Origin of the sequence: Streptosporangium sp. DT93 (assembly GCF_049844535.1) — a bacterium.
GTDB lineage: Bacteria > Actinomycetota > Actinomycetes > Streptosporangiales > Streptosporangiaceae > Streptosporangium.
Genome location: NZ_JBNCLF010000013.1, coordinates 1 through 16,787, shown reverse-complemented (window position 1 = coordinate 16,787; position 16,787 = coordinate 1). Strand labels below are relative to the sequence as shown.

At 71.4% G+C, this 16,787-nt stretch carries 15 protein-coding genes; 6 read left to right on the top strand and 9 right to left on the bottom strand.

What is annotated here, in order from left to right; genetic code table 11:
* Positions 1–26: 26 nt before the first annotated feature.
* Entirely contained in the window at positions 27–893 is an 867-nt protein-coding gene (locus tag ACLQ2R_RS25415) for an LLM class flavin-dependent oxidoreductase (RefSeq protein WP_425963071.1), read from the top strand.
* The gene (locus ACLQ2R_RS25410) at positions 886–1,761 is read left to right on the top strand and encodes an alpha/beta fold hydrolase (protein WP_425963070.1); all 876 of its coding nucleotides are present in this window, start codon (positions 886–888) and stop codon (positions 1,759–1,761) included. Before ACLQ2R_RS25415 ends, ACLQ2R_RS25410 begins: the two co-directional genes overlap by 8 nt.
* Positions 1,762–1,783: 22 nt before the next feature.
* On the opposite strand, the gene ACLQ2R_RS25405 is transcribed toward ACLQ2R_RS25410, so the two are convergent.
* Positions 1,784–2,080 carry a DUF3817 domain-containing protein gene (locus tag ACLQ2R_RS25405; RefSeq protein WP_425963069.1) on the bottom strand — a complete coding sequence of 99 codons (297 nt, stop codon included), beginning with the start codon at positions 2,078–2,080 and terminating at the stop codon, positions 1,784–1,786.
* Positions 2,081–2,167: 87 nt separating this feature from the next.
* The gene (locus ACLQ2R_RS25400) at positions 2,168–2,431 is read right to left on the bottom strand and encodes a helix-turn-helix domain-containing protein (RefSeq protein ID WP_425963067.1); all 264 of its coding nucleotides are present in this window, start codon (positions 2,429–2,431) and stop codon (positions 2,168–2,170) included.
* 149 nt (positions 2,432–2,580) lie between these two features.
* On the opposite strand from ACLQ2R_RS25400, the gene ACLQ2R_RS25395 reads away from it, so the two are divergent.
* The gene (locus ACLQ2R_RS25395; RefSeq protein WP_425963066.1) at positions 2,581–2,706 is read left to right on the top strand and encodes a hypothetical protein; all 126 of its coding nucleotides are present in this window, start codon (positions 2,581–2,583) and stop codon (positions 2,704–2,706) included.
* A gap of 381 nt (positions 2,707–3,087) precedes the next feature.
* Complete coding sequence (locus ACLQ2R_RS25390; protein ID WP_425963065.1) at positions 3,088–4,881, top strand: ABC transporter ATP-binding protein; 1,794 nt, start codon at positions 3,088–3,090, stop codon at positions 4,879–4,881.
* A gap of 31 nt (positions 4,882–4,912) precedes the next feature.
* Here the strand turns inward: ACLQ2R_RS25390 and ACLQ2R_RS25385 are convergent, their stop codons facing one another.
* The gene (locus ACLQ2R_RS25385; protein WP_425963064.1) at positions 4,913–5,041 is read right to left on the bottom strand and encodes a hypothetical protein; all 129 of its coding nucleotides are present in this window, start codon (positions 5,039–5,041) and stop codon (positions 4,913–4,915) included.
* Between the two features lie 44 nt (positions 5,042–5,085).
* A complete protein-coding gene (locus tag ACLQ2R_RS25380) occupies positions 5,086–5,865 on the bottom strand; it encodes a TetR/AcrR family transcriptional regulator (RefSeq protein WP_425963063.1) in 780 nt (259 codons plus the stop codon).
* Positions 5,866–5,957: 92 nt separating this feature from the next.
* Here ACLQ2R_RS25380 and ACLQ2R_RS25375 point away from each other — a divergent pair, with 92 nt between their 5' ends.
* Both ACLQ2R_RS25375 and ACLQ2R_RS25370 read left to right on the top strand, forming a co-directional pair.
* A complete protein-coding gene (locus ACLQ2R_RS25375) occupies positions 5,958–7,049 on the top strand; it encodes an amidohydrolase family protein (protein ID WP_425963062.1) in 1,092 nt (363 codons plus the stop codon).
* Between the two features lie 139 nt (positions 7,050–7,188).
* The gene (locus tag ACLQ2R_RS25370) at positions 7,189–8,232 is read left to right on the top strand and encodes a LacI family DNA-binding transcriptional regulator (RefSeq protein ID WP_425963061.1); all 1,044 of its coding nucleotides are present in this window, start codon (positions 7,189–7,191) and stop codon (positions 8,230–8,232) included.
* Positions 8,233–8,414: 182 nt separating this feature from the next.
* On the opposite strand, the gene ACLQ2R_RS25365 is transcribed toward ACLQ2R_RS25370, so the two are convergent.
* From ACLQ2R_RS25365 to ACLQ2R_RS25345, 5 genes are all read right to left on the bottom strand, one after another.
* Positions 8,415–10,073: a glycoside hydrolase family 27 protein gene (locus ACLQ2R_RS25365; protein ID WP_425963060.1), complete on the bottom strand. Its 1,659-nt coding sequence runs from the start codon at positions 10,071–10,073 to the stop codon at positions 8,415–8,417.
* Between the two features lie 79 nt (positions 10,074–10,152).
* Positions 10,153–11,967 (bottom strand): family 43 glycosylhydrolase, encoded by a 1,815-nt coding sequence (locus tag ACLQ2R_RS25360; protein ID WP_425963059.1) that lies wholly within the window; start codon positions 11,965–11,967, stop codon positions 10,153–10,155.
* A 129-nt stretch (positions 11,968–12,096) separates the two neighbouring features.
* Positions 12,097–13,554, bottom strand: a complete 1,458-nt coding sequence (locus ACLQ2R_RS25355; protein WP_425963333.1) for a non-reducing end alpha-L-arabinofuranosidase family hydrolase — start codon at positions 13,552–13,554, stop codon at positions 12,097–12,099.
* 82 nt (positions 13,555–13,636) lie between these two features.
* Positions 13,637–15,151, bottom strand: a complete 1,515-nt coding sequence (locus ACLQ2R_RS25350) for an endo-1,4-beta-xylanase (protein ID WP_425963058.1) — start codon at positions 15,149–15,151, stop codon at positions 13,637–13,639.
* Positions 15,152–15,169: 18 nt separating this feature from the next.
* On the bottom strand, positions 15,170–16,787 hold a 1,618-nt coding region (locus tag ACLQ2R_RS25345), incomplete at its 5' end, for a family 43 glycosylhydrolase (RefSeq protein WP_425963057.1).

Genomic DNA, 16,787 nt, shown 5'->3' with positions numbered 1-16,787 from the left:
GGAAGAGGAAACCTAGGGTCGCAGACATGTCTGTTAATCCCCGATCGGCGCTGTGGGTGCCGCTCTTCGACGACCTGGCCGATCCTCTCGTGGTGGCACGGCTCGCGGCCGAGGCCGAGGAGACCGGCTGGGACGGGTTCTTCGTGTGGGACAGGCTCACCTGGCCCGCACCGGTCGAACGGGTCGCCGACCCGTGGATCTCGCTGGCGGCCGCGGCGACGGCGACCTGCTCGCTGCGGCTTGGCCCGATGGTCACGCCGGTCGCGCGCCGCCGCCCCGCGAAGCTGGCCCGCGAGACCGCCTCGCTGGACCGGCTCAGCGGCGGCCGGCTGACGCTGGGCGTGGGGCTGGGCGGCGACCTCTACGGCGCGGAGTTCGCACGCACCGGGGAGCGGGCCGACGACCGGGGCCGGGCGCGGATGCTGGACGAGGCGCTGGAGGTTCTCACGTCCGCCTGGTCGGGGCGGCCCGTGCGCCACCGCGGGCCGCACTACGTGGTCGACGACCTGACGTTCCTGCCCACGCCGGTCCAGCGGCCGCGCGTGCCGATCTGGGCCGGGGGGTACGCGGGCCGCCGCGGGCCGCTGCGCCGGGCGGCGGGCCTCGACGGGTTCTTCCCGGTCGAGCTGCGCCATCCCGAGCAGCTCGCGGAGATCGGCGAGACGATCCGCGGCCTGCGCCCCGACCCCGCGGCGCCCTACGACATCGCGGTGCCCCTGCGGCCGGGGGCCGACCCCGCCGCGTACGTCGCCGCCGGCGCCACCTGGTGCCTGACGGAGTTCGAACCGGAGGAGACGGCGCTCGACCACGTGCGCGGGGTGCTCAGGGACGGCCCCGCGCTCCCGGCGCCGCGCGAGGCCACCGTCTCGGCCGGAGGGGCCCGTCGTGACTGAGCGCATGATCACGGTGCGAGGGGTGCGGCTGTGCGCCGAGTCCTTCGGCGACCCGGACCGGCCGCCGGTGCTGCTGATCATGGGGACCGGCGCGTCGATGCTGTGGTGGGAGGACGACTTCTGCCGCCTGCTCGCCGCGCAGGGAAGGTTCGTCATCCGCTACGACCACCGCGACACCGGCCGGTCCGTCACCTACGAGCCCGGGTGCCCGGGCTACGACGCGGGCGACCTCGTACGGGACGCGGCCGGCGTGCTCGACGCGTTCGGGGTGCGGGCGGCGCACCTGGTGGGGGTCTCCGCGGGAGGGGCCCTGGCGCAGCTGGTGGCGCTCGATCATCCCGGCCGGGTCGTCACCCTCACCCTGATCAGCACCACGTTCGCCGTGCCCGCGCCCGGCGGTCGCGACCTGCCGGGACCCTCCCGCGCGTTCGCCGACTTCGCGCGGGAGGCGGAGCCGGACCCGGCCGGCCGCGCGCCGGCGGCCGACCACCTCGTGGAGTACGCCAGGATGCTCACCGGTGGCCGCCGTCCCTTCCCGGAACGGGAGGTCCGGGAGCTGGTGCGGGCCGACCTCGGCCGCGCGCTCGACCCCGCCTCGGCGCGCAACCACGACCTCCTCGCGGACGCGCCGAGGGAGCGCCCGCCGCTGTCGGGCCTCGGGGTGCCGACGCTGGTGGTGCACGGTGGCGCCGACCCGATGTTCCCGCTCGCACACGGGCGCGCGCTGGCCGGGGAGATCCCCGGCGCGCGGCTGCTGGTCCTGCCCGGCTCCGGACACGGCGTGGAACGCGCCGACTGGGCCGTGCTCGCCTCGGCGATCCGCGAGCACACCGGCCGCCCGCACCCGCCGACCGGGGAGGCGGGCTGAAACCCGGCCTGAGGCCCGGCGGTCAGGCGGTTCGCGGCGCCGGTTCGCGCGCCGCCATCCGCCGCTCGAACCACACCGAGGTGAACGGCGGCACCGCGCACGCCAGGCCGAGCGCCACCGTGCCCCACTTCCAGCCGGCCTCCCGCGCCGAGAGCACCACCCCGGCGCCGTACAGCACGAACAGCGCCCCGTGGACCGGCCCGAACACCTTCACCCCGAGATCACCGGTCGCGGCCACGTACTTGAAGAACATCCCGGCCAGCAGCCCCGCCCACGAGCACGCCTCGGCCACCGCCAGGACCCGGAACCAGCGCAGCATGCCTCACCCTTCCCTCCGAACGATCGCCGATACTCTACAGGCTGTAGAGCACGGTCCGGAGAGCCCCCGGCCGGTGGGGCGGGGTCCTCAGTCGCCGAGCAGCCGCCAGGCGGTGAGGGCGAGCCTGGCCCGCGTCATCCCGGCGGGTTCGGTGAGGTCGAGGCCCAGGCTCCTCCCGAGCTGTTCGACGCGGCGGGCGACGCTGCTGTGGTGCAGGTGGAGAAGGTCGGCGGCCCGGCGCAGGGAGCCGGTCTCGCAGTAGGCGTCCAGGGTCTCCAGGTCCTCCGGGTTCGCGGCCGCCCGGGCGATCGCGGCAACGTCGGGGTTGCCCCGCGCGGCGTCCGGGGGCACCTGGGCGAGCAGCGCAAGCGCGCCCAGCTCGTCGTGGTGGACGACCGGCCGGCGCGGGGTGGTGAAACGCAGGGCGGTACGGGCCTGGTGCCACGACCGGTCGGGGCTCTCGGCGGCGCCGATGCCCGCGCGTACGCCCGCGGGCGGGCGTGTCGGTCGAGTTGCACCAGTGGCCCGGCACCTTCCACGGGTCGCAGGCGATCCTGTCGGCCGAGGTGTCGCAGCGGCAGATCGCCGAGCTCGGCGCCACCCTGCGCCGCGCTCTGGCGAGGTGACCTCGCCGCGACCGGGCCCGAGGTCCGGCGGCTCCGTCGACGGCGTGGCGTCACGGCCCCCGCGTGGCCCCGCCGCGCCGTCCGGGCGGTCCGGCGGACGAGCGCGCCCGGACCCTGGCCGTACGGCGACGGGTTGCGCTACCTTAGGTATCGATACCTGGGGTAGCGAAACGGTCGAGCCGGGAGGATCGCGTGCGCGAGGCCACCGGATCGCCACCGTGGACGAGATGACCGCCGGCCGGCCGGCACAGGGGCGGGCCGGCCGGGGGAGTCCGTGGCACGGCCCGACCACTGCCGACCACTGCCCGACCGCGGGCCGGGCCGGACCGGGACGGGCCGGGACGGGACGGGACGAACGAGACCGATGAAGACGGGAGAGCGATGACCACCACCGGCCTCGCCGGGGCGAGGGAGGCGTCCGCGCCACCGCCTGACGCCGATCCCGCGACGGCAGAGAGTACCGCGGGGCTGCTCCGCCCCCACGCGCGGAGTTTTGCGACCGTGGTGATCCTGCAGGTGATCGGCGCCGTCGCGGGCCTGGTGCCGCTGCTGGCGGTCGTCGAGCTGGGCCGCGTCCTGCTGTCGCCCGGCCCCGTCGACCAGGCCCGTGTCCGGACGGCCGTGCTCGCGGGCGTGGCCGGCCTGCTGGTCAGGCTGCTGTTCACGGCCACCTCGTCCGGGCTCGGGCACCTCCTCGACATCCGCGTGCAGCTCGCGCTCCGCCGGCGGCTGGCGGCGCGGCTGGGGCGCGCGCCGATCGGCTGGCTCTCCCGGCGCGGGACCGGCGAGCTGGCGAAGGTGGTGGGCGAGGACGTGAGCGCCGTGCACCCGTTCGTCGCGCACGCTCCCGGGGAGCTCGTCTCGGCGTTCGTGGTGCCGCTGGTGTCGCTGGTCTACCTGTTCACCGTCGACCACCGGCTCACGCTGATCACGCTGATCCCGGTGGCGACGGCGGTGGCGCTGGTCCCTCTGCTGATGCTCCCCGCCCGCCGGCGCGAGCAGGAGGAGTTCGACGCCGCCATGGGCCGGATCGCGAGTTCCGTGATCGAGTTCGTGCAGGGGATCGCGGTGGTCAAGGCGTTCGGCGGGCCGGAGCGCGCCCATCGCGGGTTCCTGACGGCCACCGACGACTTCGTCGCGGTCTTCTCCCGGTGGGTGCGCGGCATGTCCCCGGTCGCCGCGGGGATGCAGCTGGCGCTGTCGCCGCCGTTCGTGCTGCTGGTCGTGCTCACCGGCGGCACGGCCCTGATCGTCTCCGGCGGCCTGGCCCGGGCCGACCTGCTGCCCTTCCTGCTGCTCGGCCTGGGCCTGACCGCCCCGGTGGCGGCCCTGGGCCACGGCTTCGACGACCTGCAGGCCGCCGGCCGCGCGCTCGGCCGCGTCAGGGAGGTGCTCGCGGTGCGGCCGCTCCCCGAGCCCGCGCACCCGGTCGCGCCCCGGGGACACCGGATCGAGCTGCGCGGCGTCCGGTTCGGCTACGACGCCGACCGCGAGGTGCTGCGCGGCGTCGACCTGGTGCTCGAACCGGGGACGGTCACCGCGATCGTCGGCCCGTCGGGGGGCGGGAAGTCCACGCTGGTCCGGCTCCTGCCGCGCTTCTTCGACCCGACCGGCGGCGCGGTCCTCCTGGGCGGTGCCGACCTGCGCGAGCTCGACGGCCGCACGCTTCACCGGACGGTCTCCTTCGTCTTCCAGGACGTCCGCCTGCTGCGCGCGACGGTCGCCGACAACATCGCGCTCGCGGTGCCGCACGCCGGCCCCGACGACGTGACGCGCGCCGCCCGGCTGGCCGGCATCCACGACCGGATCCTGGAGCTGCCGCGCGGGTACGAGACGGTGATCGGCCAGGACGTCCGGCTGTCGGGCGGCGAGGCGCAGCGGATCTCGCTCGCCCGCGCGCTGCTGAAGGACGCGCCCGTCGTGCTGCTGGACGAGGTGACGTCCGCCCTGGACCCGGTGAACGAGGCGGCCGTCCACGAGGGCATCGAGCGTCTGACGGCGGGCCGGACGACGGTGATGGTCGCGCATCGGATGCGCACCGTCCGGCGCGCCGACCACGTCGTGTTCCTCGACGGCGGCCGGATCGTGGAGGAGGGCGGCCACGACGAGCTGCTGCGCCACGGCGGCCGCTACGCCGGCTTCTGGGAGATCTCCACGGGGGCGGCACGGGACTGAACCGTCGTGCCGGCGGGCACCCGCCAGCCGGTCAGGACGCGGCCGGGCGCGTGGCCGCGGGAGCGGCGTGCCCCCTGCGGGGGGCGGCGGAGCGTGGGGGCCGGGCGCGCATGCGGTCGCGTACGCGGGTCATGATGTCGCCGGGCCGGCTGCCGGTCATTCCCTCACGGTACCTGTTGCGGATTCGAGGCGTCGCGACGAGCGTCACCCTCCCTCGTCGGCGGCCAAGCGGTCCAGCCACTCGGTCAGCAGGCGCCGTTCCGCGTCGCTGAGGACCGTCTGCTCGGGCAGGGCGGCGCGCAGGGCGCGGGCCGCGCCGGCCGGGCCCGCGTCCCGCACGGCGGGTTCCCTGCCGGTCACGGCGGCGACCATGGACTCCCGGAGGGCGGTCAGCAGGGCCGGGTTGCGCCGGTCCTCGGGCAGGGTCAGCCAGGTGAGCACGGCACCGCGCGCCGTGGCGTGGATGAGCGTGATCGCGAGCTCCTCGTCGACGCGGAGCCAGCCGCCGACGGCGAGGCGCCGGATGCGGCCTCGCAGGATCTCCAGGCCCGCCCTGAAGGCGGCCGACGTCTCCTTCGTGGGCTCGCTGTACATCAGCGTGTACAGCGCGGGATTGGCCAGGCCGAACCCGACCGCCAGGTCCCAGCCGGCCCTCAGGTCCTCGACGGGGTGCCGCGGATCGGGGCCGGCGTCCTTGGTCTCGAGGAACCTGGCGAAGCCGTGCTCGGCCACCGCGTCGAGCAGGCCGTCCTTGTCGCCGAAGAGGCGGTAGATGGCCGGTGGTTGCACTCCCGCCGCGACCGCGACCGCGCGGGTGGTGACCGCGTCGCGGCCCTCGCGCGCCAGCAGGCCGGCGGCGGCCTCGATGATCCGCTGCCGGAGCCGCTCGCGGCCCGGGGCCGCGGTGCCGGACCCGGCGGCGGCCTCGCCGCCCGCGCCGCCCGTGCCGTCCTCGCCGTCCTCGTCGCGTGAACGTGATGTCATTTTCCAACGATATCGTGCTGGTGGTTCCATTGGTAGTTCCAGTGATACGGTAAAAGCGATTCCAATGGAAACAGCAGATCAGGGAGTACGACATGCCGGAAAAGATTAAGATCGTGGCGCTTGAGGAGCACATCGCCCTGCCCTCGCTGCTCGACGCGTGGGCCAGGGCGGGGGTTCCGCCGATCCCGCAGCTCGGCTTCGGCGACGAGCCCTTCGCGCGGCGGCTGCGGGACTTCGGCGAGGAGCGCATCGCCGACATGGACGACCAGGGCGTCGACGTCGCGGTCCTGTCCCTGGCCTCACCGGGCGTGCAGAACCTCGCGGCCGCCGACGCCGTCGCCGTGGCCCGCGAGGCCAACGACACGCTGGCCGAGATCGTCGCCGGGCGCCCCGACCGGTTCCGGGCCTTCGCCGCCATCCCCACCGCGGCGCCCGAGGCCGCCGCGGCCGAGCTGGAACGCGCGGTGACCGAGCTCGGTCTCCCCGGCGCGATGCTGTACGGGCGCACGGGGGACAGGACGGCCGACGCCCCGGAGTTCGACGACCTGTACGCCACCGCCGAACGCCTCCGGGTGCCGCTGCACTTCCATCCCCAGACCCCGGTCCCCGAGGTCGTCAAGGCCTACTACTCGGGCTTCGACGACGGAGGCGGGCTGTCGCGCGGCACCGGGATGGCGCTCGCGACGGCCGGCCTGGGCTGGTACTACGACCTGGGTGTCCAGTACCTTCGGATGATCTTCTCCGGCGTCTTCGACCGGCACCCCGGACTGCAGGTGATCGCGGGACACTGGGGCGAGGTCGTCCTGTTCTACCTCGACCACACCGGGATCATGGCGCACAACGCCGGGCTGGAGCGCCCGCTCGCCGACTACTTCACGCGGAACTTCTGGGTCTGCGGCAGCGGCACGGTCAGCGAACGCTACATGAGGTGGACCTCCGAGGTCGTCGGGACCGGGCGCATGATGTACTCGACCGACTACCCCTACACCTTCGGGACCAGGCCCGGCGGATTCCCCTTCCTCGACACCGCGGGCGGGGTCGCCCGCTCCTTCCTCGAACAGGCACCCTTCACGTACGAGGAGAAGGCCGCGATCGGGTCCGGCAACTGGGAGAGGCTGACCGGGCACGTCACGGCGCGCCACGACCACGACCCGGCCGGGCGCCCCGCCCCGACCGGCCGCTGACCGTGACGCCGGCCCGGGCGTGCGGGGGTCTCGCGACCGGCCGCCGGACGCGACGGCCGGTCCGCACGCGGGGGATCGCGTGATCGCGGGAACCGAGAAGATCATCGGACTGAACCGCTCCGGGATCTAAGCTGTCCCCATGACCGCCTCACGGGAGCCGTCGCCCGACCGGCCCGCGCCCCTGACCATCGCGGAGATCGCCGAACGGGCCGCGGTGTCGATCTCGACGGTGTCCAAGGTCGTCAACGGCAGGGCCGAGGTCGCCCTGGACACCCGGGTGGCCATCGAGAAGATCATCGAGGAACACGGCTACCGCCGCCAGCGCAAGCGGGCGAGCCGCTCCGCGGCGATCGAGCTGGTCTTCCACGAGCTGGAACCGGCGTCCGGCTACGCGATGGAGATCATCAGCGGGGTCGAACAGGTGACGCGGCGGCACCGGCTGTCCCTGGTGCTCTCACAACTGCAGGGGCGGCAGGTCGCGGACCCCGCGTGGTTCGAGGGCCTCGTGCACCGGTGTCCCTCCGGGGTCATCGCCGTGTTCTCCGGGTTCACCGCCGCCCAGACCGAACACCTGCGCAAGCGCGAGATTCCCCTGGTCCTCGTGGATCCGACGGGCGAACCCTCCCACGAGGTCCCGTCGGTGGGCGCCGGCAACTGGAGCGGGGGGCTGACGGCCACGCGTCACCTGCTGGAACTGGGGCACCGGCGGATCGCGATCATCACCGGCCCGTCGTCCCTGCTCTCGGCGCGCGCCCGGCTCGACGGCTACCGCGCGGCGATGGACCAGGCGGGCGTGCCGGTGGACCCGGGCCTCGTACGCGGGGACAGCTTCGTCTTCGAGGAAGGCATCGAGCACGCGCTGGCCCTGCTCGCCCTTCCCGACCCGCCGACCGCGATCTTCGGCTCCAACGACGGCCTGGCCATGGGGATCTACCAGGCGGTCGCGAGGACGGGCCTGCGCGTACCCGACGACGTGAGCGTGATCGGCTTCGACGACCTCACGCCCTCCCAGTGGGTCAGCCCGCCCCTGACCACCGTTCACCAGCCGCTCAAGGACATGGGCATGGCCGGCGCGTCGATGGCGGTGAGCCTCGCCAACGGTGAGTCCCTGCCCCAGAACCGCCTCATCCTGAGCACCGAACTGATCGTCCGGGGAAGCACCGCGCCGCCCGCCCGGAGGTAGGGCGTGCGGCGTGTGCGGGACGGCCGGCGCCCGCCCCGCACCATGCCGGGAATCCGCCGGTGATCGACGGGACGGTCGTGCCCCCCACCCGCCGGAAAGCGGGGGCGGGGGCGGGGCACGGGGGGCACGACCGCCGGCCGGGTCACCCGGTCAGGTGACCCGGGGCTTCGGGCACGTCGTGATCAGGGGCGGTTCCAGCGCTGGTTGGCGCCACCGGTGCACGACCAGATCTGGACCTTGGCGCCGTTGGCCGTGGAGTTGCCCACGACGTCCAGGCACTTGTTCGCGCCGAGGGCGGTGATGCTCCCGTCGGTGTTGAGGCGCCACTTCTGGTTGTTCTGGCCGTTGCAGTCCCAGATGATGACCCTCGTGCCGTCGGCGGTGCCGCCGTTGTCGACGTCCAGGCACTTGTTGCCGTAGACCCGCAGCTCACCGGAGGCGGTGGAGGTCCACTGCTGGTTGCTCTGGCCGTTGCAGTCCCAGATCCCCGCCAGGGTCCCGTTGGCCTGGGAGGCGCCGGTCACATCGAGGCACCTGCCCGAGCCGACCCCCTGGATCCGGGTCGTGGACGCGGTGGGAGTGGGGGTGGGGGTGGGGGTCGGGGTGGGGTTCGGCGTGCCGCCGCTGACCCGGAACACCACGGTGCCGTGGGCCGGGACGCTCGCCGAGATGGCGCCGCCGGTCGTGGTGACGGCGTTCGTCCAGGCGTCCTTCAGGGTGAAGGAGGTGCCGGTCTGGCCGATGGCGGCCGCGGTGGTGCTGATCGTGGTCGTGCTGCCGCCCTGGTTGAACAGGGCGACCGCGACATCGCCGTTGCTCAGCCGCTTGGCCAGGATGCGGCGGGTCCCGTCGTTGCTGACCTGGGTGGCCTGCAGGCCGAGCGTGTCCTGGTTGATGGCGATCAGGTTCTGGTTCTTCATGATCGTGCTGGTCGCGTTGTCCATGTTCCGGACGTCGTTCCCGGCGATGAGGGGCGAGGCCATCATGGCCCAGAGCGCGAAGTGGCTGCGCATCTCGGTGTCGTTCATGCCACCGCGGCCGACCTCCATCATGTCGGGGTCGTTGAACTGGCCGGGCTTGGCGTACGAGGCCAGCGGGACGGTGACGTTGACGATGTTCTGGATGCCCATCGGGTAGCCGTTGGTCTGGCCGGTGTCCCACTTGTTGGTGATGTCCTCGGTGGTCCGCCAGATGTTGGCGATGTCACCCCAATTGCGCCGGGGGCCGGTCTTGTCGTGGATGCTGTTGGGGTTGATGCTGTAGAGGATCGGCCGCCCGGTCGCCGCCAGGGCGTCGCGCATCTTGGCGAAGATGCGCACCTGGTCGTCGATGGTGCCGGTGGGGGAGCACCAGTCGTGCTTCAGGTAGTCGACGCCCCAGGCCGCGAACTGCCGGGCGTCCTGGACCTCGTGGTTGAGGCTGCCGGTCGCGCCCGGGTAGGAGTTGAAGTACTGGGCGCAGGTCTTGTCCAGGGGCGCCTGGTAGATGCCGAACTTCAGCCCCCGGGCGTGCAGGTAGTCACCCAGCGCCTTCATCCCGCTGGGGAACCGCGACAGGTTGGGCTGGAGGTTGCCGGCGGAGTCGCGGTTGGGGTCCATCCAGCAGTCGTCGACGACGACGTACTGGTAGCCCAGGTCGCGCATGCCGTTGCTGACCATGGCGTCGGCCGTCTGCTTGATCAGTGTCTCGTTGATGTTGCAGCCGAAGGTGTTCCAGGTGTTCCACCCCATCGGCGGGGTCCGGCCCACACCGTTCTCCAGGGCCTGCGCCTGGGTGGCGGGGGTGAGCGCCACGGCCAGTGCCGCCAGGCTCAGCAGCACACGTGCTCGTTGTTTTCTCATCGCTGTCGCTCCTAGCGAGGTTCGGGCGTCGGCGACCGGGGGTGGTCGCGTCACCGCTGGTGGTACGGCATGTCGTTCGTCACTGGAAGGAGGCGTCGTCGACGTAGAGGCCGTCGGTGCCCGCGGCCGTCTCGACGTAGAAGGAGGCGCTGGTCAGCGTCCCGGTCCACGAGACCGTCGCGGTGCCGGTGAGCTGGGTCCACCCGTTGGCGTTGACCGTCTGGGCCGGGGTGAGCTGGACGTAGTTCGTCGTGCCGTTCGCGGTGAGCGTCAGGGTCGCCTTCGCGCCGGGGGTGCCGCTCTGCGATCGGACCCACACGCTCGTGGTGTAGCTCTTGCCGTTGGTGAGCTGCGCGGTCACGTTCTGGTGCGGGCCCTGCCAGGCGGCCGTGCGGCCGGAGTTGAGCAGGGAGCGGCTGCCGCCGTGGGCCACGGTGGTGGCCGAGGACACGGTGCCGCCGGAGCCGGTCCAGCCCGTGGTGCCGTCCTCCATCGTGCCGTTGGTCAGCAGGTTCCCGCCGCCGTTGCCCCCGCCCGGGGTGAACTGCCACCAGTCGAGGTTGAACAGGTAGCCACTGCCGCCGGCGAACCGCAGGTAGAGGTCGCGCGTGCCGCTCGCGCCCAACGCCGGGCAGGTGACCGTGGTCCAGGTCTGCCAGCCGCCGGTGCCGGGGACGGTGCAGGTGCCCACGAGGGGGCCGGTGGTGCCGCCGAGGCGGACCTCGATCCGGCCGCCGGAGGTGCCCGATGCCACGCGGGCGGTGAAGGAGGAGACTCCGCTGCCGAAGGAGACGCCCTTGACCTTGATGTGGTCGCCGTTCTCGATGAAGCCGACGTTCATGCCGCCCTCACCGGAGACCTCGGTCTCCACCCCGGACGCCCAGGCCATGGTCTCGGCCTCCTGGCGGACGAACGGGTTGAGGGGGATGACCTGCGGTGGCCCGGCGGAGGTCATGCCGATGGTCGGGATGGTGCCGTCGGCGTTGTAGGCGAACTTCTCCACGGCCACCGACCTGGTGTAACCGCTCCCGCCGGGGAGGGCGCCGTTGTGGTAGAAGAAGTACGACCCTCCGGCGAAGTCGACGATCCCGGCGTGGTTGGTGAAGCTGGCGCCCTGGCGGGGCATGATCGTTCCCCGGTAGGTCCACGGTCCGGTGGCGCTGGGAGCCGTGGAGTAGGCGATGAACTCCGAGCAGCACTCGGCGGCGAACACGTTGTAGTAGAGGTTGCCGCGCTTGAAGACCCAGGGACCCTCCTCGTAGAGGGTGGGACGGCTCGCGTTGCCGCTGCGCGCGCCGAAGCCCGCGGCCGTCAGGGGGATCTGGGTCGGGCCACCGGAGAAGGAGATCATGTCGGCGTTGAGCCGGACGTACCACAGGCGGGGGTTGCCCCAGTACAGGTAGGCCTGGCCGTTGTCGTCGATGAAGGCGTGCGGGTCGATCTCGCCGTTCTCGACCAGCGGGCGGCCCAGCGCGTCACGGAAGGGCCCGGTGGGGCTGTCGCCGACCGCGACGCCGATGGCCATCCCGCCGGTCGCCCGGTTCCGCACCGGCACGTACCAGTAGAACTTCCCGTTGCGGGGGACGACGTGGCCGGCCCAGGCGTTGGCGTCGGCCCAGGCGAAGGTGGACAGGCTCATGGGCGAGCCGTGGTCGGTCCAGTTGGCCATGTCCGAGGAGGAGTACACCCGCCAGTCGCGCATGGTGAAGTACGTCGAGCCGTCCTCGTCGTGGCCGGTGTAGACGTACACGCGGCCGTTGTGGACGAGCGGCGCCGGGTCGGCGGTGTAGATCGTCTGCACGATCGGGTTGTCCGCCCTGGCCGGGTACGGGAACAGCATGGTCGTAAGAAGCAGGCCCACGATGCACAGGATCGTGCGCGGAGCGGATCTCACCTGTCGTCTCCCTCGGACACATGTTTCACGGGGGGTGTTGGTTGGTCCCGGGCGCGGAGGTCTCTCCCTCCCCCGCGCCCGGGACCGGTTCATGGGTGATCCGCGAAGAGCCGGATCGGTGTCACGTCGTCAGCGCTGGAGGGTCAGCAGGCCCGGACGGTAGGGCAGCAGGCCGTAGTCCGGCGGGTTGACGTTGGGGTTGCGGCCCTGGTAGAGGAGCTGCAGGTTGCAGGGGTCGACGGTCATGGTCTGGTCGGCGTTGGTGCGCAGCAGCTCACCGTGGCTGATGTCGTTGGTCCAGGTGGCGCCGCTGTTGACCTTGCCGGCGAACGGGTTGGACTCGGTGGCGGCCTGCGGGGTCCACGAGCCGTTCAGGCTGGTGGCGGTGAAGGAGCGGAAGTAGCGCCCCTGCGAGCCGATGGCCTCGACGATCATGAGGTAGCGGTTCTGGTTCTGCAGCTTGTAGACCTGCACGGCCTCGAAGAGGTTGTTGGTCGTGTCGCTCATGACGACGGTCGAGGAGGTGCCGAAGTTGCCGGGGAAGTTACCGATCGGCATGCTGGTCCGGTAGATCTTGCCGTTGTCGCCGGCGAAGAACAGGTACATGGTCGTGTCGTCGGCGATGACGGTCTGGTCGATCGGGCCGGTGCCGGAGCCGGTGATGCTGCCGGAGAACATGACCTGCTGGGCCGACCAGCCGTTGGGGTTGGTGGGGTTGGTGGAGGTGCGGTAGAAGAAGGCCGCTCCGCCGCCCCACTGGTAGGTCAGCACCCAGATGTTCTTGGGGGCGAAGTAGAACAGCGAGGGTGCCACCGTGGAGGCGGACATGGTGTTCTGGCTGGCCGAGGCCATCTCCGACCAGTTGGTGAACAGGCCGAAGTTCATCGACCCCCAGCTCTTGCCGAAGTCGTGGGTGGTGGCGTAGACGAGCTGCTTGCCCTCGTAGGGGGCGACGGTGAAGTCCTTGAGCGAGACCCAGCCCGACTTGGGGTTGGCCAGCACGCCGGAGGAGTTCCAGCGGTAGGTCGAGGGCAGGTTGCAGATCCCCGACGTGGGGGTCACGGTCGGGGTCGGGCTCGGGTCCGATCCGCCGACCTGGACGAGCTGCCACTGCTGGTTGTTGCCGCCCCAGTCGTCGTACTGGACGATGTTGGCGCCGTCGGCGGTGGAGGCGCCCTGGACCTCCAGGGCCTTGTTGCTGTTGCGGTTGACCAGTCGTACGTAGCCGCCGGCGCTGTCGGCCAGGCGCCACTGCTGGTTGGTGCCGTTGAGGTCGGACCACTGCACGACCGCGCCGCCGTTGGCGGTGGAGAAGCCGCTGACGTCGAGGACCTTGCCCGAGTGGCGGGACTTGACGCGGTAGTTGCCGCCGCCGGAGTCGACGAACTGCCACTGCTGCTGGTTGCCGTTGTTACGGGTCCACTGGGTGATGCGCGCGCCGTCGTTCGTGGCCAGGTTGTAGACGTCCAGGGCCTTACCGCTGGTGCGGTTGACCAGCACGTACCAGGCGTTCGTGTCGACCGTCGCCGCGTTCGCGGCGGTCGTCGCTCCCAGCGCGACCAGGAGACCGGCCAGGAGCGTGGTCACGGCCGCGATGATCGCCACCGTGTTCCGGCGCGGATGCCGGGTGTGTGTGATGTCCAAGGTGAACTCCTTGTTCGAGAACCGCTCAGCTGACACGGGAGAGCTGCCACTGCTGGTTGTTGCCGCCCCAGTCGTCGTACTGGACGACGTTGGCGCCGTCGGCGGTGGAGGCGCCCTGGACCTCCAGGGCCTTGTTGCTGTTGCGGTTGATCAGACGGAGGTAACCGTCCGACGAGGTGGCCAGGCGCCACTGCTGGTTGGTGCCGTTGAGGTCGGACCACTGCACGACCGCGCCGCCGTTGGCGGTGGAGAAGCCGCTGACGTCGAGGACCTTGCCCGAGTGGCGGGACTTGACGCGGTAGTTGCCGCTGCCCGAGTCGACGAACTGCCACTGCTGCTGGTTGCCGTTGTTACGGGTCCACTGGGTGATCCGGCCGCCGTCGTTCGTGGCCATGTTGTAGACGTCCAGGGCCTTGCCGCTGGTGCGGTTGACCAGCACGTACCAGGCGTTGGTGTCGACCTGACCCGGGGTCGTCGGGGTCGGGGTCGGCGTGGGGTTGGGGGTACCGCCGGCGTTGAGGGCGTTGAGCGTGCTGGTGTAGGCGGCCTTCTTGTTGCCGGAGGCGTCGAACAGCAGCGGGTTCTCACCACCGCGCCAGGAGTCGTTGTCGCGGATGCCCCAGACGGTGATGCCGGTGCACCGGGACACCGCCAGGCACGCCCGGGTCACGCCGGCGTAGATGTTGGCCTGGTTGGATCCCTGGGCCACGTCGAGCTCGGTGATCTGGACGTCGACGCCGAGGTCGGCGAAGCGCTGGAGGTTGGCCTGGTAGTCACCGGAGAGGGAGCCGCCCAGGTGGGACTGGAAGCCGACGCAGTCGATCGGCACGCCACGCGCCTTGAAGTCGCGCACCATGTTGTAGATGCCGGTGCTCTTGGCGTTGATCCCGTCGGTGTTGTAGTCGTTGTAGCAGAGCTTGGCGCCCGGGTCGGCGGTGCGGGCGGCGCGGAAGGCGGCCTCGATCCAGTCGTTGCCGGTCCGCTGGAGGTTGGAGTCGCGCCGCGCGCCGGAGCCACCGTCGGCGAACGCCTCGTTGACGACGTCCCAGGAGTGGATCTTGCCGCGGAAGTAGGTGGCGACCTGGGTGACGTGGTTGATCGCGGCGTTGCGCAGGTCCGAACCGGACAGGTTCTTGGCCCAGCCGGGCTGCTGCTGGTACCAGAGCAGGGCGTGACCGCGCATCTTCATGCCCTGTCCCAGGGCGTGGTTCACGATCCGGTTGGCGTTGGTGTAGTTGAAGGTGCCGCGCTGGGGCTCGGTGGCGTCCCACTTCATCTCGTTCTCGGCGGTCACCGAGTTGAACTCGCGGTTCAGGATGTTGACGTAGGTGGAGTTGCTCAGCTTGCCTCCGGCGACGGCGGCGCCGAAGTAGCGGCCGCCTCTCTCGGCCGCCGACGCGCCCAGCGTGGAGGCGGCGTCAGCCGGGGCGGAGATCGCCACCGACAGGCCGGCGGCGAGTACACCGGCGCTCAGGAAGGACAGGAATCTCCGAAGCCTCGGGCGCCCGGAAGGCCGGGCCGAGCGGTCTGGGGGGTTCATCAGATGACGCCTTTCGTTCTACGGAGTGGTGAGGTCGAACCGGCGTACCGTCACCGCGCCCCCGAGGGACTGGGTGGCGTAGTTGAACATCGCGAAGCGGTAGCCCATGAAGAACTGCCAGGCGTTGTTCAACGTGAACGCCGGGCCGAGGGAGGTGAAGTTCACCCCGTCGGTGCTGTAGGAGAAACGGGCCTGGCGTCCCGAGCCCGGCCGGATGTCGGCGTTGGCTCGCAACCAGATCCGGCCTCCGGAGATCGCGGCCGAGGCCGCCTCGCTGCCGGTCGACGTGGTCTGCCAGCTGCTGTTCATCGTCAGGTTGTTGTTCATGACCACCCGGTAGGCGCCATTGTCACGCCGCACACCGATCCACGCCGAGGAGTCGCGCAGCATCGCCAGCCCGGACCGGTCGCCGTTGGCCATCGCCGAGTAGTCCAGCTCGATCGTCGCCGTCGAGGACGGGCCCTGGATGCGGTGCGTCAGCGTGTTGCGCGCGTTGTACAGGTCGTTCGTGACGGTCGCGGTCTGCAGCCGCAGCCCGCTGCCGGACGACCACTTGGAGTTGTCGGGGTTGTGGTTCCACTCCCACCGGTGGTCCAGCGCGCTCGACGTGAACGTGTCCGGCCCGATCATCGACCGCACGGTCTTGGTGGTCTGGATGTTCGGCCGCGGGTACGTGCTGCCCCAGCCGCCGTTGACCGTCTGCACACTCGGCCAGCCGTCGGCGCTCCAGTTGATCGGTGCCAGGGCGGGCATCCGGCCACCGGGGTAGGCGTCGACGAACGCCATGTAGTACCAGGCGCCGTTCTGCGTCTGGACCATGCCACCCTGGTGCGGCACGCCGCCCCCGGAGATCGGGCCGGGCATGTTCAGCAGTACCTGGCGCATCTCGTACGGGCCGAACGGGCTGGTGGAACGCAGCACGTACTGGCCGTTGGCGGGGCGGGTCAGCCAGATGTAGTAGTAGTTGCCGCGCTTGTAGAAGCGGGCGCCCTCCAGGGTGCCTACACTGGAGGGGGTCTGGAACACCTGCTGGCTGCGCACCTGGCTGAGGCCGTCGGCCGAGAGCTGGGCGACGCTGATCGTGCCGTTGCCGTAGGCGACGTACATGGTGTCGTTGTCGTCGACGAGCAGGCCCGCGTCGTAGTAGCAGTTGTTGATCCGCGCCCGCTTGGTCCAGGTGCCGTCGACCGCCGACGCCGTGTAGACGTAGGTGCGGTTGAACTCGGTGCACCCCATCCAGTAGTACGTGCTGTTGCTCGGCCGGTAGTTCAGCGTCGAGGCCCAGATGCCCTTCACGTAGGCCCGGCCGCCGTTGAGGTCGTAGGCGTTCGAGTCGAAGTCCAGGCGGGGCACCGAATGACCGGCGTACTCCCAGTCGACCAGGTTGTAGGAGCGCAGGATCGGCGCGCCGGGGGAGTAGTGCATCGTCGAGGCCGAGTAGTAGTAGGCGTCGCCGACGCGGATGATGTCGCCGTCGGCGAAGTCCTGCCAGACGGTCGGGTTGTTGTAGGTACCGCCGGGCGTCGGCGTCGGCGTCGGCGTGGGGGTCGGGGTCGGGGTCGGGTCCGATCCGCCGACCTGGACGAGCTGCCACTGCTGGTTGTTGCCGCCCCAGTCGTCGTACTGGACGATGTTG